General features: G+C 65.0%; 14 protein-coding genes. 10 read left to right on the top strand and 4 right to left on the bottom strand.

All coding sequences use genetic code 11. The annotated features are described in order from the left end of the window. The first annotated feature begins 54 nt into the window (after positions 1–54). The gene (locus HELO_RS12350) at positions 55–1,983 is read left to right on the top strand and encodes a metallophosphoesterase family protein (protein ID WP_013333004.1); all 1,929 of its coding nucleotides are present in this window, start codon (positions 55–57) and stop codon (positions 1,981–1,983) included. A gap of 22 nt (positions 1,984–2,005) precedes the next feature. Here HELO_RS12350 and HELO_RS12355 read toward each other — a convergent pair whose 3' ends face one another. Then, complete coding sequence (locus tag HELO_RS12355; protein ID WP_013333005.1) at positions 2,006–2,449, bottom strand: YtoQ family protein; 444 nt, start codon at positions 2,447–2,449, stop codon at positions 2,006–2,008. A gap of 211 nt (positions 2,450–2,660) precedes the next feature. Between HELO_RS12355 and HELO_RS12360 the strand changes: the two genes are divergently transcribed. The 6 genes from HELO_RS12360 (at position 2,661) to HELO_RS12385 (ending at position 8,485) form a co-directional block, all read left to right on the top strand. Then, positions 2,661–3,266 (top strand): gamma-glutamylcyclotransferase, encoded by a 606-nt coding sequence (locus HELO_RS12360; protein WP_049786234.1) that lies wholly within the window; start codon positions 2,661–2,663, stop codon positions 3,264–3,266. Between the two features lie 24 nt (positions 3,267–3,290). Next, positions 3,291–4,547, top strand: coding sequence for a threonine ammonia-lyase (locus HELO_RS12365; protein WP_013333007.1), 1,257 nt, complete (start codon positions 3,291–3,293; stop codon positions 4,545–4,547). Positions 4,548–4,732: 185 nt separating this feature from the next. Then, a complete protein-coding gene (locus tag HELO_RS12370) occupies positions 4,733–6,472 on the top strand; it encodes an NADP-dependent isocitrate dehydrogenase (RefSeq protein WP_013333008.1) in 1,740 nt (579 codons plus the stop codon). A gap of 72 nt (positions 6,473–6,544) precedes the next feature. Continuing rightward, positions 6,545–6,871 carry a YnfA family protein gene (locus HELO_RS12375; RefSeq protein WP_013333009.1) on the top strand — a complete coding sequence of 109 codons (327 nt, stop codon included), beginning with the start codon at positions 6,545–6,547 and terminating at the stop codon, positions 6,869–6,871. Between the two features lie 98 nt (positions 6,872–6,969). Next, positions 6,970–7,401: a MerR family transcriptional regulator gene (locus HELO_RS12380; protein WP_013333010.1), complete on the top strand. Its 432-nt coding sequence runs from the start codon at positions 6,970–6,972 to the stop codon at positions 7,399–7,401. Beyond that, the gene (locus tag HELO_RS12385; RefSeq protein ID WP_013333011.1) at positions 7,349–8,485 is read left to right on the top strand and encodes an MFS transporter; all 1,137 of its coding nucleotides are present in this window, start codon (positions 7,349–7,351) and stop codon (positions 8,483–8,485) included. The genes HELO_RS12380 and HELO_RS12385 overlap by 53 nt, the downstream gene beginning before the upstream one ends. Positions 8,486–8,581: 96 nt before the next feature. Here the strand turns inward: HELO_RS12385 and HELO_RS19185 are convergent, their stop codons facing one another. Next, entirely contained in the window at positions 8,582–9,478 is an 897-nt protein-coding gene (locus tag HELO_RS19185; RefSeq protein ID WP_041602118.1) for a LysR family transcriptional regulator, read from the bottom strand. Positions 9,479–9,601: 123 nt separating this feature from the next. On the opposite strand from HELO_RS19185, the gene HELO_RS12400 reads away from it, so the two are divergent. From HELO_RS12400 to HELO_RS12410, 3 genes are read left to right on the top strand one after another with little or no spacing between them, the layout of a single operon-like run. Then, positions 9,602–10,810: a M20 aminoacylase family protein gene (locus HELO_RS12400; RefSeq protein ID WP_013333013.1), complete on the top strand. Its 1,209-nt coding sequence runs from the start codon at positions 9,602–9,604 to the stop codon at positions 10,808–10,810. Between the two features lie 56 nt (positions 10,811–10,866). Continuing rightward, on the top strand, positions 10,867–11,091 hold the full coding sequence (locus HELO_RS12405; RefSeq protein WP_013333014.1) for a DUF3311 domain-containing protein: 225 nt from the start codon (positions 10,867–10,869) through the stop codon (positions 11,089–11,091). Then, positions 11,084–12,559, top strand: a complete 1,476-nt coding sequence (locus HELO_RS12410; protein WP_109637682.1) for a sodium:solute symporter family protein — start codon at positions 11,084–11,086, stop codon at positions 12,557–12,559. Before HELO_RS12405 ends, HELO_RS12410 begins: the two co-directional genes overlap by 8 nt. A 109-nt stretch (positions 12,560–12,668) precedes the next feature. Here HELO_RS12410 and HELO_RS12415 read toward each other — a convergent pair whose 3' ends face one another. Together HELO_RS12415 and HELO_RS12420 are read right to left on the bottom strand one after the other, a co-directional pair. Further along, positions 12,669–14,066 carry a sigma-54 interaction domain-containing protein gene (locus HELO_RS12415; protein WP_041602119.1) on the bottom strand — a complete coding sequence of 466 codons (1,398 nt, stop codon included), beginning with the start codon at positions 14,064–14,066 and terminating at the stop codon, positions 12,669–12,671. Between the two features lie 71 nt (positions 14,067–14,137). Next, positions 14,138–15,730, bottom strand: coding sequence for a sodium:solute symporter family protein (locus tag HELO_RS12420; RefSeq protein WP_041602120.1), 1,593 nt, complete (start codon positions 15,728–15,730; stop codon positions 14,138–14,140). Positions 15,731–15,749: the final 19 nt, after the last annotated feature.

Below are 15,749 nucleotides of genomic sequence, written 5' to 3' on the forward strand. Positions count from 1 at the left end.
TCGCGGGTGCCTTCAAGGGTCGCCCGATGACTGCGACGAGAAGGGATTCACGACATGACGACAGCGGAAGACGCATCCCGGCCCCTACCTTCCGTACTGGCAGGCCCCCTGCTGAGGCGCCTGTCGAGCGAGCGGCTACTGTTCTGGCTGGTGGGCAGCCGCCCCCTCGACATGCAGCTTGTCCTGCAGCCCGATGGCCAGCCTCCGCGTCGCCTGGCGCTCAACGACAAGCGGGTGCACTGCCTGCCTCTGGGGCGTCATGCCTATCTGCACCTGATCGACGTCTCGCTGGGCACGCCCCTGCCCCAGGACGTGCGCATCGATTACGACCTGCGCCTGCCCGACGAAGGCGGCATCGCCGACTGGGCGCCCCACCTGCTCCATGAAGGCGCCCGGCGCCCCGGCTTCGTTCTCGCCTCCACCCAGCGCCGGCTGCTCCATGGCTCCTGTCGACGCCCGCACCATGACGGGCCGGACGGCCTGGCACGCGCCGACGCCTGGCTCGCCGAGCGGCGCGACGACACCCAGCAATGGCCCGCCTGGCTGTTGATGACCGGCGATCAGGTCTACGCCGATGATGTGGCCGGTCCCATGCTGGTAGCGATCCACCAGTTGATCCAGCGCCTGGGGCTGTTCGACGAACCTCTGGACGGCGCCACCGTCACCGATAGCCGCGCCCTTTATACCACCGACACCGCCTACTACCGTCGCGACTCCCTGCTGCCGGATGTCACCGAGAGCGGCGAGTTGCGCAAGCGCTTCTTCGGCGGAGCGAAGAAACCGATCTTCACCTCGGCCAACGCCTACAACCACCTGATCAGCTTCGGCGAGATCATCGCCATGTATCTGCTCGTCTGGTCGCCCACCCCATGGCGCCTGGTGGAGATGACACGGCCCGCCCTCGACGAAGCCAACAGCGAGATCTTCGACAACGAACTCGGCATCATCGAACGTTTCGTCGACGAGCTGCCCGCCGCGGCACGCCTGATGGCTCACCTGCCGACTCTGATGATCTTCGATGACCACGACGTCACCGACGACTGGAACCTGACCGCCGCCTGGGAAGAAACCGCCTACGGCCACCCTTTCTCGCGGCGCATCATCGGCAACGCCCTGATGGGCTATCTGCTCTGCCAGGGCTGGGGCAACGACCCGGACCGTCTGGCCGGCCCCATGCAGGAAGTCACGACACTGCTAGAAACTGCCGCGCGCGAAGACGGCTGGCTGCCCGCCGAGCCGCACGATGCTTTCCTGCGCTACCTGCAGCGTTTCGAGGGCTGGGAATACCAGGTGCCCGGCACTCCCAAGCTCGTGGTACTGGATACCCGCACGCGCCGCTGGCGCAGCGAGCGCCAGCTCGGGCGCCCTTCCGGGCTCATGGACTGGGAAGCGCTCTCCGAACTGCAGCAGCAGATCCTCGACGCTCCTTCGGTGGTGATCGTCTCGCCGACACCGATGTTCGGCGTCAAGCTCATCGAGGTGGTGCAGAAACTCTTCACCCTGGCCGGCAAGCCATTGCTGGTGGACGCCGAAAACTGGATGGCCCATCGCGGCGCGGCCAGCGTGATGCTCAACATCTTCCGCCACTCGCGCACGCCCGGCCACTACGTGGTGCTCTCCGGCGATGTGCACTATTCCTTCGCCTACGATATCCAGATCCGCCATCGGCGGCATGGCTCGCGAATCTGGCAGATCACCTCCAGCGGCGTGAAGAACGCCTTCCCCGACACCCTGCTGGATGCCTTCGACCGGGCCAATCGCTGGCTCTACGCTCCGCGTTCGCCGCTCAACTGGTTCACCAAGCGGCGCCCCATGCGCATTCGCCCGCGCGACCCGGATCGCGCCAAGGCCGGCGAACGGCTGTGGAACGGCGCCGGCATCGGCCTGGTCGTGCTGGACGAACAGGGCCGCCCCGAGGACATCCGTGAACTCGATGCCCGGGGCTTCGACGTGGTCTTTCCGCCGCCCCGGGGCGACGCCTAGCGCCGGCCCCGATGACGACCGCTCAGGACTCGCGCAGCACGTGCTCGAGGATCTTCACCACCTGATCGGTCGTACGGGCCCAGGCCATGGCCTCGGCGTCGACCTCCTTGAGCGGGTGGACGATCTCCTCGCTGTGCAGCGTCACATAGGGCTTGCCCAAAGCCGCGCAGTAACCGGCGTCGAAGGCGGCGTTCCACTGCTTGTACTTGTCACCGAAGCGCACCACCACCAGGTCGCTGGCAGCAATCAGCGTGCGGGTACGAATGGCGTTGACCTTGGATGAGCGGTGATCGCGCCAGAAGCCTTCGCGCTCTTCACCGAGATGGTCGCCGGCTGCATCGCTGGCGTCATGATCGGTCACCGGCGAGGTCAGCACCACATCCAGGCCAGCCGCCTCGACACCGCGACGAATCTCGTCGCGCCAGTCGGTGTGAATCTCGCCGGACAAATAAACCTGAAAGCTCATAATCGCTCCTCATTGTCATGATTATCGTGTCATGGTCGGCGCCCTCACCGACCTTCCTTCATTCTAACCGCGCCAATTTTGTATACAACAAAGGCCCACATTGAATACGCATCACTTCCCTTTCGACAAGGGCTCATGAACATCGCATGATGGAATGCACTGCGCCCGACAAGTCAGGCGCGCCACTCTCGTCATCGACACGATACTCGACATGGTTCTCGACACCACTCAACAGAATCGACGCATGACCCAATTCGATGGTCACGAATCCATCTGGCTGTTCGGCTACGGCTCGCTGATCTGGAAGGCCGGTTTCGATTATCTGGAACGCCGCCCGGCCTATATTCACGGCTGGACGCGACGCTTCTGGCAGGGCTCCCACGATCATCGCGGCACCCCGGCGGCACCGGGTCGGGTCGCGACCCTGCTGCCCGCCCCCGAGGCCATCTGCCATGGCATGGCCTACCGCATCACGCCGGACACCCTGGGTCCGCTCGATGTGCGCGAGAAGAATGGCTACCTGCGCGAGGTCGTCACCCTGCACTTCGCCGACGGCGACACCGACCAGGGGCTGGTCTATGTCGCCACCGAGGACAACGCCGCCTTCCTCGGCGATGCGCCGCTGGAATCGATCGCCCGGCAGATCGCCGAGTCGCATGGGCCCAGCGGCCCCAATCGCGATTATCTGCTGAACCTGGACGAGGCCCTGCGCGCACTCGAGGTGGAAGATGCGCATGTCGCCGAGCTGGCCCGGTATGTCCGCCACCTCGACGGCGAGGCCGCCGAGACGATGTCCGATGACACCCTGACGCCATGACCGACTTTCTGGAGAACTCCCCGCATGACCGTCAATCTGGATGACGTACAACGCGCTGCCGAGCGCACCCGAGACCATCTCGTACGCACGCCCTGCCTGCACTCGGCCACGCTCTCGAAGCTGACCGGCTGCGAGCTCTACATCAAGTTCGAGAATCACCAGTTCACCGCCGCCTTCAAGGAACGCGGCGCCCTGAACCGCCTCCTGCAGCTCTCCGAAGACGAGCGTCGCCGGGGCGTCATTGCGATGTCGGCGGGCAACCATGCCCAGGCCGTGGCCTATCACGCCGCGCGCCTGGGCATCCACGCCACCATCGTCATGCCGCGCCACACGCCCAATCTCAAGGTTCGCAACACCCGCAACTTCGGTGCCGAGGTGCACCTGGAAGGCAACGGCGTCGACGAGGCCGGCGCCTATGCCCAGCGCCTGGCCGAGCAGCGCGACCTGGTCTTCGTACATCCCTACGACGACGAGCACATCATCGCCGGCCAGGGCACCATCGCCCTGGAGATGCTCGAGGAAATACCCGACCTGGAGAGCCTGGTGATCCCGATCGGTGGTGGTGGCCTGATCAGCGGCAATGCCGTGGCCGCCAAGGCGCTGCGTCCCGACATCGAGATCGTGGGCGTGCAGACCCAGCGCTTTCCCGCCATGAAGCAGGCCCTGGCCGGCGAGCCGGTCCATTGCGGCCTGGCCACCCTGGCCGAGGGCATCGCCGTCAAGCAGCCGGGCGAGCTGACCCGGGAACTGGTGCGCGAGCTGGTCAGCGACATCACCCTGGTGGACGAGCCGGAAATCGAGCGCGCCATCCTGATGCTGCTGGAAATCGAGAAAACCGTTGCCGAGGGCGCTGGCGCCGCCGGCCTCGCCGCCCTGCTCACCGAGCCGGAACGCTATCGTGGCCGCAAGGTGGGGCTGGTGCTGTGCGGCGGCAACATCGACATGCTGGCCCTGTCGTCGGTGATCCAGCGCGGCCTGGTGCGCTCCGGGCGCATCGTGCGGGTGCGGGTCGGCATCTCCGACGTGCCCGGCGCCCTGTCCGAGCTCACCAACCTGCTCGCCGAACAGCGGGCCAACGTCATCACCATCGCCCACCAGCGCACCTTCACCGACCTGTCGCTGCGCGCCACCGAGGTCGAGGCCACCCTCGAGACCCTCGGCCGCGAGCATACCCGGGATGTCATCGAAGCGTTGCGTGCCGAAGGCTACGATCCCGTCCTGCCGGCCAATGAAGTGCACCCCGATGAGCGTTGGGCCGACGACCCCGAAGGCCATGGATAGTATAATGGCCCGTGAATGAAGCGACGCGTGCTTTGCTCGCGGGCCCTCGACGCCCATACCGCACTTGGCGTCACCCGCCCAGGCCAGGCCCGTCCATGATGACGGTGCGTCGCCGGTGAATCGTGACAACTCTCGCGACGACCGGCTGACGCAAAACGCCAACCCATCGCAATACGAGACGCGCAATGAGCAGAAAGATCAACGTGGCCTCCCCGCTTGTCATCCTGCATGGCGACGAGATGGCCCAGGTGGCCTTCGAACGCATCCTCGAGACCTTCGTGACCGCTCCGCTGGACATCGATCTTGTCGAAATCGACCTGACCGCGGAAAACCGCCTCGCCACCAACGGCCAGGCGGTGATCGATGCCATCGAGGCCCTCAATCGCCATGGTGTGGGCGTCAAGAACGCCGGCATGACGGTCAACCGCGAACAGCTCGATGCGCTGCTGGCCGAGCGTCCGGAACTGGACCGTGCCAGCCTCCATCCGCTGGCCACCAAGTCGCCCAACGGCGCCATTCGCAAGGGTATCGGCGGCAACATCACCCGCGAGGACATCGAGTTTCGCAACCTCCGGGTCGAGCGTCCCGACTGGATCGGCCGCGACATCGAAGTCGACACCATGGATGACGGCGGCATCAAGGACAGCCACAATGCCCTGGCCGACGCCACCGGCATGGTCAAGCTGCTGTTCGTGGGCGAAAGCGGCGACCCGGTGGAGCTGCACCGCCGCGAGGTCCACAAGGGCGATCCCTGGCTACTCGCCACCAATGATCTCGAGGACGTCAAGGCCTGGGCGCACCGCTTCTTCCAGCGCGCCATCGACGAAAAACGCGACATCTACCTGGGACTGAAGGACACGGTGATCGCCGGCTATGACGGCGTGATGCGCGCCGCCATCGAGGACATCTTCCGTGCCGATTACCAGGCCAAGGCCGAGGAGCTGGGGCTCGAGTACCATTACGAGCTGATCGACGCCCAGGCGGCACGCATCGTCTCCAATCCACCGGAGCGGGCTCTCTGGGGCGTGCCGGACAACACTTCCGGTCGCAAGCTCTACAAGCTGGTGGAGCAGCTCAAGCGCCATGGCATCCCCGACCGCAAGGCGCAGGTCTCGATCTCGCGCATGAGCGCCGGCGGCGGCGACCAGTACGGCAGCTACAACGCCCCGGCCGAAGAGGATGGCATCCTCAAGGTGGTCGTCGACGGCGAGGAAAAGCACGCCCGCCACGTGAAGAAGGGCGACCCCATCCTGCTGATGTCCAACGACCGCGCCGCCATCAAGGATTGGGTCCTGCAGGTATTCCGCGATGCCTCGCGCAAGGACAAGGAGGTCTACTTCGGCCTCAAGCGCGAATACATGGATTACGACGAGGTGTTCAGCGACGTCATCACCGAGGCGCGTCGTGAACTCGCCAAGGCCGACACTCCGCCGCCCTCGTTCATGATCATGCGGCCCTCCCGCCAGCTGATCAAGATGATCACCGATCCGCCCAGGAACGCCCTCTACCCGGCGCAGAACCTGGACGGCGACATCTTCTCCGACATCTCCGCCGCGCTCGGCGGCAGCCTGGCCACCGCCAGCTCCATCATCGAGAGCAAGAACGGCACCATGCTGTTCGAGGCGCCCCACGGAACCGCCCACGATCTCTATCTCAAGTACCTCGAGAGCGACGGCAAGGAGGCCCACTTCAACTCCTCCGCACTGATCTATGCCGTGGGCAACGCCCTGGAGACCCTGGCGGAACGCGAGAACAACGCCGAACTCGGCGACTACGCCACCCGCCTCAAGGCCGCGCTGATCGACACCATCGGCGACGGCATCGTCACCGGCGACCTCAAGGGCAAGACCACCGAGCCGGACAAGGAAACCGTGGTCGACATGCAGGGCTTCCTCGACGCCGTGGCGCAGCGCCTGGCCGCGTAAGCGCGATATGCAGGCAATGGAACGCACGCCCCCGGCCCGTGGCCGGGGCACGCCGAGAGGCAATGAGCGACCATGACCACCCTGGCCCTCTACCTCGCCGCCGCCCTGGCCGAGATCGCTGGCTGCTTCAGCGTCTGGGCCTGGTGGCGACTCGACAAGTCCATTCTCTGGCTGCTGCCCGGCGTGGCCAGCCTGCTGCTGTTCGCCTGGCTGCTCAGCCTGAGTTCCGCCGACTACGCCGGTCGGGCCTACGCGGCCTACGGCGGCGTCTACATCGTCGCCTCGCTGGGCTGGCTATGGCTCGTCGAGCAACGCCTCCCCGACCGCTGGGACCTGATCGGCGCCACCATCTGCCTGGCCGGCGCCGGCATCATCCTGCTCGCCCCCCGGGGCGGATGACCCCCTGGCATGCCTCGGCATGCTCTGCTACTCCTCCCCTTGACCCTGACACTAGTGTCAATGCGTCAGCCTTGTCCGGGTAAAGGAGGGAGTCATCCATGCAGACCCATGAAGCCGCCGAACGTCTGGGCATCAGCGCCCGCCGCCTTCGTCATTACGAGAAGGCGGGGCTTCTGGAAATCGACCGCGACGCCAACGGCTATCGCCGCTTCTCACCGTCGGACCTGCGTCGGGCCGGCCGCATTCGTGACCTGATCGCCACGGGGTTCTCCACCCGGGAGATACAGGCCATGGCCCCCTGCCTCAGCGACGAAGGGGCGGGTCCCTGCGAGGCGGGTCTGGCCGATCTCACCCATAAGCTGGAACAGATCGATCGTCTGCTGGAGGAGCTGCAACAACGCCGCGCCTCCACCCTGGCGCGCATCGAGCACTTCCGTGACTCCCTTTCGCCACACCCCGAAACGGAGTCTCCCGGACATGAGAGCGCAAACGATCCTTCTGTTTCTGATCGCCTTTCTGGTCGGCAGTGACGAGTTCCTGCTGGGCCCCATCCTGACACCGATCGGTGCGGACCTTGGTGTCGCCCCGGAACGCATTTCACTATTCGTCGGCGCCTATGCAGTGCCCCTGGCGCTGCTGGCCCCCTTCTTCGGTGCCCTGTCAGACCGCCATGGCAGACGCGCCGTACTGCTGCCGGCATCGCTCGTCTTTGCCCTGGGTTCGCTCGCCACGGCGCTGGCACCGACCTATTCGCTGGCCCTGGCCTCTCGTATCGTGACCGGCGCCGGCGCGGCAGGCATGCTGCCCGTCGCCTTCTCGCTGGCTGCCGATGGCGGTGACAAACGTGCCGACCGGGACATCGCCGCCGTACAGGCCGGATTGACCCTGGGCATCATTGCCAGTCCGGCGTTCGGTGCCTGGGTGACCGAGGCATTCGGCTGGCAGGCAGCCTTCGCTACACTGGGGACCCTCGCCCTGCTGCCCCTGGCTGGCACCCTTCGACTTGGCCAAAGCACGCCCGCTGCCACAGGACATCCAGAAGCAGGAGAGGGGGTCTGGCCACCCGGGGCACCGAGCGCCATCCTGAGCATGGGACTCGGCCTGGGAGGTGCCGTCGGCATCTACGTTCTGGTCGGCGAGCGACTCCGCGATCTTCATCAGCCGGACACCGAATCTCTCGGCCTCATCTATGCGGGCTTCGGCCTGGTCACCCTCGCCGGCAACCTGATCATGCCTCGCCTCATGACACAATTCGGCAGTGGCCGACGCGTGATGCGCCTGTGCCTGATTGGCGTGCTGGCGGCCATCATGGCCCTATTCGCCATCCCGCTCAGCATGGTAGCGGCCTGTATCATGCTCGGCCTGTGGGCTCTACTGGGTGGCATCGGTGCACCAGCGCTGCAGGCCCACCTGGCGAGCCTCTCCGATGCCCGGCGTGGCACCTTGATGGCGCTCGGCGCCAGCGCCATGAACCTGGGCGTAGCGACATGGTCGGCAACGGCCTCCACCCTGTTCTCGCACAGCGCGACCCTCGTTGCCCTGTTGGCACTGACGATCATAGGCACAGCCATCTGCCTGCTCGGACCGACACGCTCGAAGTTCCTGACGACCTGAAAGGAGGCGGCCGGCGCAGGTAGCGCTGGCCAACGTCCTCTGCCAGCCAAGAGGACATGTCGTCTCACCGACCAAGATCTCATCTGTGCTCGCCGATCACTCCGGCCCCAGGGTATTGGACTCGGCGATCTCGATCAGGCGTCGTACCGCGGGTAGCCCGGCGTCACGCCGCCACACCAGCATCAGCGGCAACACCATGTCCAGATCCTCGATGCGATGACTCACGACGCCTTCGGGAGATCCTGCCATGGTCATGGCGGGCAGGATGCTGCAGCCCATGCCGGCGGCTACCAGGCACAGCATCGTGGCATTGTCGGCGCCCTCCTGTACCACGTTGGGCGTGAAGCCGACCCGCTGGAACGCATGGATCAGCTTGTCGTGGTACGTCGGCGTGGCGCTGCGGTCGAACCAGATGAAGTCCTCGCCGTTCAGCTCAGCGAGCCGGCGCGGCGGATGTCGGGCGAGGGGCGATGAGGCGCTGGTGACCAGCACCAGGTGATCTTCGTACAGGCAGTGGTGACAGAGGCTGTCGTCCTCCTCGGGAGGGAAGTACAGCATTCCCGCATCAAGCTGCCCCTGACGCAGGGCCTCGACCTGGGGGCCGGAGAGCAGTGACACCACCTGCAGCGTGACGCCGGGATAGCGCTCACGGAACCGATTGAGCAGGCGCGTGATCTGCGGGACCCAGAGGTGCATGACCGTCACCCCCAAGCGTAACCGGCCCAGGTGACCGTCGGCGATGCGGCGGGCATTCTGCTTGGCCTGCTCGAAGTCGGCGAGCAGGCGTCGGGTATCCCGCGAGAAGGCCTCGCCGGCAGCGGTCAGGCGGACGCCGTGCCGAGAGCGACTCAGCAGTGGCGCACCCACATCTTCCTCCAGCAGCTGCAACTGTCGGCTCAGGGCCGGTTGGGCCAGGGGAATCCGACGAGCCGCCGACGAGATCGCTCCCTCTTCCACCACTGTCAGGAAATACTTCAACTGCTTGAAATCCATACATCCCCTGGAGCGCCGACATTTCATCCAATAATAGTATGGAAAGGGCAAAAAAATACTATTTTCTCTATGTGAAACACGGGACCAAGATGAAACCTGTCCTTCACAACCATCCAGGCCGCCATGACACATCATATCGACCCACGCTTCTTCGACAGGATCCATGCCGAGCTGACGAGCCTGCGCCATGACCTGCATCGCCATCCGGAACTCGGCTTCCAGGAACATGCCACGGCCCGGCGCATCGCCGCTGAACTCGAACGTCTGGAACTGCCCTTCGAGACGGGCATCGGCCAGACCGGCATCGTGGCCACCGTACACGGCCAGAACGCCGACAACGGCCGCCGCATCGGCCTGCGCGCCGACATGGACGCTCTGCCGATCCAGGAGTTGAGCGATCACGCTCATGCCTCTCAGGCACCGGGCCGCATGCATGCCTGCGGCCACGACGGACATACCACCATGCTGCTCGGCGTGGCCCGCTATCTCGCCGCACACCGCGACTTCGCCGGGACTCTCTACCTGGTATTCCAGCCCGCCGAGGAAGGATTGGGTGGCGGGCGCGCGATGGTCGAGGACGGGCTCTTCACCCGCTTCCCCATGGACGAAATCTACGCTCTGCACAACTGGCCGGCAATGCCCGCCGGACAGGTCGCGGTGCGCCCGGGCCCGATCATGGCGGCGACCGACCGGCTGGACATCACCGTGCGCGGCAAGGGCGGCCACGGCGGGGTCAACCCGCATCTGTCGACGGATCCGGTACGTATGGCCGGAGCCCTGATCCAGGCCCTGCATAGCATCGTCTCGCGGGACATCGACCCGCTCTCCCCCGCGGCCCTGAGCCTGTGCGGCTTGCAGGGCGGCGATCTCGACGGCTTTGCGATCATTCCCGACGAGGTCCGGATCAGCGGCACGGCACGCACCCTCGACGCCGAAAGCCGAGACCGCATGGAGCAGGCCGTGCGTCGCGTCTGCGATGGCATTGCCACGACCCATGGCGGCGAGATCGAGCTGGCCTACCAGCGCATCTTCCCGGCCACGGTCAATGCCGAAGCGCCGACCCGCCATGTCGAGACCACGGTCGTCGAGACGCTCGGCGAAGCGGCCCTGGTGCGCAACGTACCACCGAGCCTCGGTGGCGAGGATTTCTCCTTCATGCTCGAACAATGCCCGGGAGCCTATTGCTTCCTCGGCACTGCCGAGGACGAGGGAACCCCGCCGCTGCACAACGCTCGCTTCGACTTCAACGACGCCGTCATCCCCACCGGCTGTCGGCTCCTGCTGGCGCTCGGCCTCCGGGCACTGGAAACCACACCGGCGTCCGCTTCATGACCTTCTGAGACGGACCACCGGCAACGCCCATTCCCCAACAACAAAAGAGGTATGCCATGAACGCCCCACCCAAGCTTCCCTCCGTCGGGATGCTCATCTACTTCGCGATCTGCGCCCTGGCCCTGGTCTGGCCTGGCGCCCTGTTGGCCAATCGCATCGAACCCCTGGTGATGGGCCTGCCCTTCTTCATTTTCTGGTATGTCGCCTGGGTCTTCGCCCTGTTCGTCGGCCTGGTGATCGCCTACCGCCGCGAATCGATGGAGGAGGCCGATGATGACTGACTCACTGCTGATCACCGGCATCACGCTGGGCTACCTGCTGGTCGTGCTGGCCGTCGGCCTGCGCGCCCGACGCGGCCAAGGCTCGTCGCTGGAGGGCTATGTCGCCGGGGGGCGTCATATAGGCCTGCTGGTGCTGTTCTTCATCCTCGGGGCCGAGATCTTCTCCGCCTTCGCCTTTCTCGGCGCGCCCGGCTGGGCCTACAGCAAGGGGGCCCCGGCGCTCTACATCATCGCCTACCTGGCCCTGGCGGTGATTGTCTGGTGGCTGATCGCCCCCTACATCTCGCGACTGGGACGTCGGCACGGTTTTCTCACCCAGGCCGAATTCCTCACGGCCTGCTACCCGACCCGCGGCAACCTGCTGGGACTGTTCATCGGCATCGTCAGCGTTCTGGCGATGATCCCGTACCTGACCATCCAGATCGCCGGCGCCGGCATGCTGTTCGAGGCCGCCACCTCGGGAACCATTCCCTTCTGGCTCGGCAGCCTGCTGGCCTGCGGCGTGGTCGCGGCCTACGTCTACGCCAGCGGCCTGCAGGGCATCGGCTGGACCAACCTGCTGCAGGGCGTGATGATGGTCGTCGTCGCCTGGTTCCTCGGGCTCGCCACTGCCGACCAGTTCTTCGGCGGGGTTGGCGAAATGTTCCGGGAGATCCAGCGTGAGGCACCGGAATACCTGACCATGCCGGGGGCCAGCGGCATGGGATGGGGCGCCTTCTCCACGGCCATCCTGGTCAGCGCCCTGGGCTGCGTGATGTGGCCGCACATCTTCATGAAGTTCTACAGCGCCCGCAGCGAGCGGACCCTCAAGCGGGTCTTCGTGCTTTACCCGCTTTACAGCTACCTGCTGATCCCGCTGTTGATCATCGGCTTCGCTGGCGTCGTGCTGCTCAAGGATCGCCCCCTCGACTCACCCGACCAGGTTCTGCTGACACTGGTGGTGGAAATGGCCGACTTCCCGGCATGGCTGATCGGCCTGGCCTTGTCCGGTGCCCTGGCAGCAGCAATGTCCACGGCGGCCAACCTGGCCCACACCTCGGCCACCATCCTGATCCGCGACGTTGGCCAGCACTTGCCATCGCTGCGCGGCATGGACGATGGCAAGGCACTCCGGCTGACCCGTTATGGCGTGGTGGTAGTCTCGCTTGCCGCCTACCTGTTGGCCCTGGTCAATCCCGGCTCCCTGGTCGCCCTGCTGCTCGGCGCCTATGGCATCGTGGTGCAACTCTTGCCGATGCTGCTCGGCGCACTGTTCTGGCGGCGCGCTTCGCGCATCGGCGCCTTCGCCGGCCTGGCCATCGGCGCCGTTCTGACCCTGTACTTCCAGTTCAGCGGCAGCACTCCCTTCGACTGGCATGCCGGCTTCTGCGGCCTGGTGGTCAATGCCCTGGTGTTCGTGGGCGTGAGTCTCTCCGTGAGCCCCGTGACACAGCACACACCGGCCGAAGCCCTCGGCCCCCAACCCTGACCCGCCCGACGGCGCCTTCACCCCGTGAGCGGTGAGGGCGCCATCAACACTCCACTGTTCACCCGACCGCCACGTCGGGAAGCCAGCCAGAGGCGTTCTCGCCAGGCAGCTAACGCGCTATCCCATAGCGCTTGATGCGCCGCATCAACCACGACTGGGAAACGCCCAGCGCTCGGGCGGTGCGACGCGTGCTTCCCTCCCGCTCCAGCGTTTCGATGACGAGTCGGCGCTCCAGCTCGGTCATGCGTTCGGGCAGGGTCTCGCCATCTTGCAGTCCCTCTTCTACCGGGAATGGCGAAGCCTGCTCGTGAGATACCTCGAGCTCCAGGTCGTCGGCGGTAATCGTGGTCGCATCGCACACCACCGTCATGCGCTCGAGCAGGTTCTCCAACTCGCGCACGTTGCCCGGCCAGGAATATTTCAGCAAGGCACGCAGGGCACTGCGATCCAGTTGCATCGGTCGCTGCAGACGCTCCCCGACACGCATCAGGAGATAGCGCGCCAACGCCAGGATATCCTCGCGTCGTTCGCGCAGGGGCGGCACTCGGACGGGGATGATGTTGAGGCGATAGTAGAGGTCGGAGCGGAAGCTGCCCTCCCGAACTTTCCCGGCCAGATCGGCATTGGTAGCGGCCACGATGCGCACATCGGCATGGGTCGGTTTACCGCCCAGGGGATGGTAGACACGTTCCTGCAGCAACTGCAGCAGCTTGGGCTGCAGAGTGGCAGGCAGGTCACCGATCTCATCGAGAAACAGGGTGCCACCCTCGGCCAGCGCCACATAGCCCTCCCGTCCCTCGCGACTCGCGCCGGTAAAGGCTCCCTTGACGTGTCCGAAGAGCTCGGCCTCGAGCAACGCCTCGGGAATGGCCGCGCAATTGACATGGATCAACGGCTTGTCGTGCCGAGCACTCAGCTGATGCAGGCGACTCACCAGCCAGCTCTTGCCCACCCCGGTCTCGCCGGTCAGCAATACCGTGGTATCGGCAGCAGCAGCTCGCTCGATCAGATCGAGGCAGCGCCGATAGACAGGGCTCCTGCTGAGACGCGCATCCTTGTCGAGGGGACGCACCTGCTCCTGACGAACCTTCCTGAGTTGACGCAGAGCATAATCCAGCAACGCCTGAGTTTCGTTCGGCGCTCGCGTGGCCAGCACATCCTCACCGAGGTTGCGAGTCTGTACGAGCACGGCATCCGGTTCCCCGCCATAGAGCGAGAACAGCCGGCCATTGACCAGATAATCCTTGCCCCGATATCGGTGCACGACACTCACCGGGCGACGCTCGTCGATGACGAAGCGGGTGACCGAAGGCGAGAAGATCCCCTCTTCTTCCAGGCGATAAACATCGCTCGCAAAAAGGTGTGTCTCGCTGCAAGCCAGCTGGTCGAGGCTGGCCCGGTTCACCCAAAGCGGTCGGCCCATGAGGTCGGTGATGAAGATCCCGTCCTCCAGGGCATTGAGAATCGACAGTAACTGGTCCTGCATGGGAAATCGCTCGGCGGGCATCGGCGCATTCCGGGTCGGAAGATGGGCATGGCGCCCATCTTCCGTTGCCCCTCGCACCCTGTCCAGAACCCTCAGAGGCCCAGCTTGACGAACAGATACCCCCACAACGCCAGGGCAATCAGCACGAACAACAGCATGATGCCCCATACCCGCCGATACTCGCGCACCAACTGACGAGCGCCGCCTTCGCGGGCCAGGAAGTCACGCATGGTGGAATCGGAAAGACGCTGGGCCCGCAGCGCCTCGAAGCTGGCCACTTCGTGTTCGGAAGGGCTGCACGTCAGGCCAACGACGACCAGAGCCAGAGTCCCGAGCACGATGGCGATCATCAGGTTGTCGATGTGGGCAGGCAGGGTGATCCAGTCATGGCGCTGCAGTTCGCCGATGACAATGAAACTGATCGACCCGACCAGCATGCAGGCCAGAGCCGCCCGAGCGCTCATGCGACGCCATTGCAAGGCCGCCACGATGGTCGGCAGCCAGGCAACGGCGAAGATCGCCCCGGCATAGATGGAGATCCAGTAGATGCCCGCCGGACGCGAGATGGCCACCACGCATACGATGATCGCCACCAGCGCCTGGGAGATCCGTCCCAGCATGACGCCGCGACGCTCGCTGACCTGGCGGTCGAACAGCTTCTCGTACAGATCCCGAGCCAGGGCGAAGCCGGTCAGCACGAACAGCGTCGATGCCGTCGACATGATGGACGCCATCAGCCCTGCCAGACCGACGCCTGCCAGAGCGGGGTTGGTATGCTCCATGAAACCGACCACCATCGCTCGATCGGCCGGCTCGATCCCGGGCTCCAGCACCTGCATGGCCCCTGCCGCCAGGAACACCAGCAACTGCATGGCCGGCGCGAAGAAGACGCCGATGACCGCGACCTTGAGAATCACGAAATCATTCTTGGCAGGAAACACGCGGGACACCAGCGCCGGCGTACAGGCGAAGAACAGGATCCACACCAGGAACTGGGAGATCGACCATCCCAACGGGCGGTCATTTGCTCCGCCCAGCGTCCAGAAACCCGGCAGCTTCTCGCTCAGACCGCGCATGGCCTCGAAACCGGCATCGTCGATCAGCATGGGAGCGATCACAAAGGCGATCGCCAGCATGGTGAAGAACATCATGGTGTCGGTGTAGACGACGCCATACATTCCCGAGAGGCTGCAGAACACCAGCAGTGCCAGGGTGAAGGCGACGATGATCACCGGAAAGGGAATATCGATGATCTCGGCCAGCACCAGGCCGGCACCGATCAGCTGGATGATGCCGTACCCGAGCAGGCCGATGACCATCAGGATCAGGGCGACCACGCTGACCCACTTGTTGTCGAAACGATTGTCGAAGAAATCCATCATCGTGCGGCAACCCATGGCCTTCAGCTTGCGGCCGATGAATACCACAGCGATCAAGGTGCCCACCCAGGCGCCGAACGATCCCAGAGCTCCGATCACCAGTGGCCCTTCGCTGTAGGAGATACCGGCAATGCCCATCAGTGTCACGGCACTCAGGAAAGTGGCCGCCAGAGTGCCGACGATCAACAGGGTCGAGCCTTGCTGGCCCATGACGTAGAAGTCGTCCTTGTTCTTGATGAAACGCGCCAGGGATGCCGCCACTACCACGTAAGCGGTCAGCACCAGGCCAAAGATCCACAGTGTCATAGCGATGTATCCTGATTGT

The sequence above is a fragment of the Halomonas elongata DSM 2581 genome, from assembly GCF_000196875.2.
Classification (GTDB): Bacteria; Pseudomonadota; Gammaproteobacteria; order Pseudomonadales; family Halomonadaceae; genus Halomonas; species Halomonas elongata.

Excerpts from the sequence above, each read along its gene's own strand:
- HELO_RS12350 (WP_013333004.1), top strand. The coding sequence starts at position 55 with ATGACGACAGCGGAAGACGCATCCCGGCCCCTACCTTCCGTACTGGCA.
- HELO_RS12355 (WP_013333005.1), bottom strand. The coding sequence starts at position 2,449 with ATGAGCTTTCAGGTTTATTTGTCCGGCGAGATTCACACCGACTGGCGC.
- HELO_RS12360 (WP_049786234.1), top strand. The coding sequence starts at position 2,661 with ATGGTTCTCGACACCACTCAACAGAATCGACGCATGACCCAATTCGAT.
- HELO_RS12365 (WP_013333007.1), top strand. The coding sequence starts at position 3,291 with ATGACCGTCAATCTGGATGACGTACAACGCGCTGCCGAGCGCACCCGA.
- HELO_RS12370 (WP_013333008.1), top strand. The coding sequence starts at position 4,733 with ATGAGCAGAAAGATCAACGTGGCCTCCCCGCTTGTCATCCTGCATGGC.
- HELO_RS12375 (WP_013333009.1), top strand. The coding sequence starts at position 6,545 with ATGACCACCCTGGCCCTCTACCTCGCCGCCGCCCTGGCCGAGATCGCT.
- HELO_RS12380 (WP_013333010.1), top strand. The coding sequence starts at position 6,970 with ATGCAGACCCATGAAGCCGCCGAACGTCTGGGCATCAGCGCCCGCCGC.
- HELO_RS12385 (WP_013333011.1), top strand. The coding sequence starts at position 7,349 with ATGAGAGCGCAAACGATCCTTCTGTTTCTGATCGCCTTTCTGGTCGGC.
- HELO_RS19185 (WP_041602118.1), bottom strand. The coding sequence starts at position 9,478 with ATGGATTTCAAGCAGTTGAAGTATTTCCTGACAGTGGTGGAAGAGGGA.
- HELO_RS12400 (WP_013333013.1), top strand. The coding sequence starts at position 9,602 with ATGACACATCATATCGACCCACGCTTCTTCGACAGGATCCATGCCGAG.
- HELO_RS12405 (WP_013333014.1), top strand. The coding sequence starts at position 10,867 with ATGAACGCCCCACCCAAGCTTCCCTCCGTCGGGATGCTCATCTACTTC.
- HELO_RS12410 (WP_109637682.1), top strand. The coding sequence starts at position 11,084 with ATGACTGACTCACTGCTGATCACCGGCATCACGCTGGGCTACCTGCTG.
- HELO_RS12415 (WP_041602119.1), bottom strand. The coding sequence starts at position 14,066 with ATGCCCGCCGAGCGATTTCCCATGCAGGACCAGTTACTGTCGATTCTC.
- HELO_RS12420 (WP_041602120.1), bottom strand. The coding sequence starts at position 15,730 with ATGACACTGTGGATCTTTGGCCTGGTGCTGACCGCTTACGTGGTAGTG.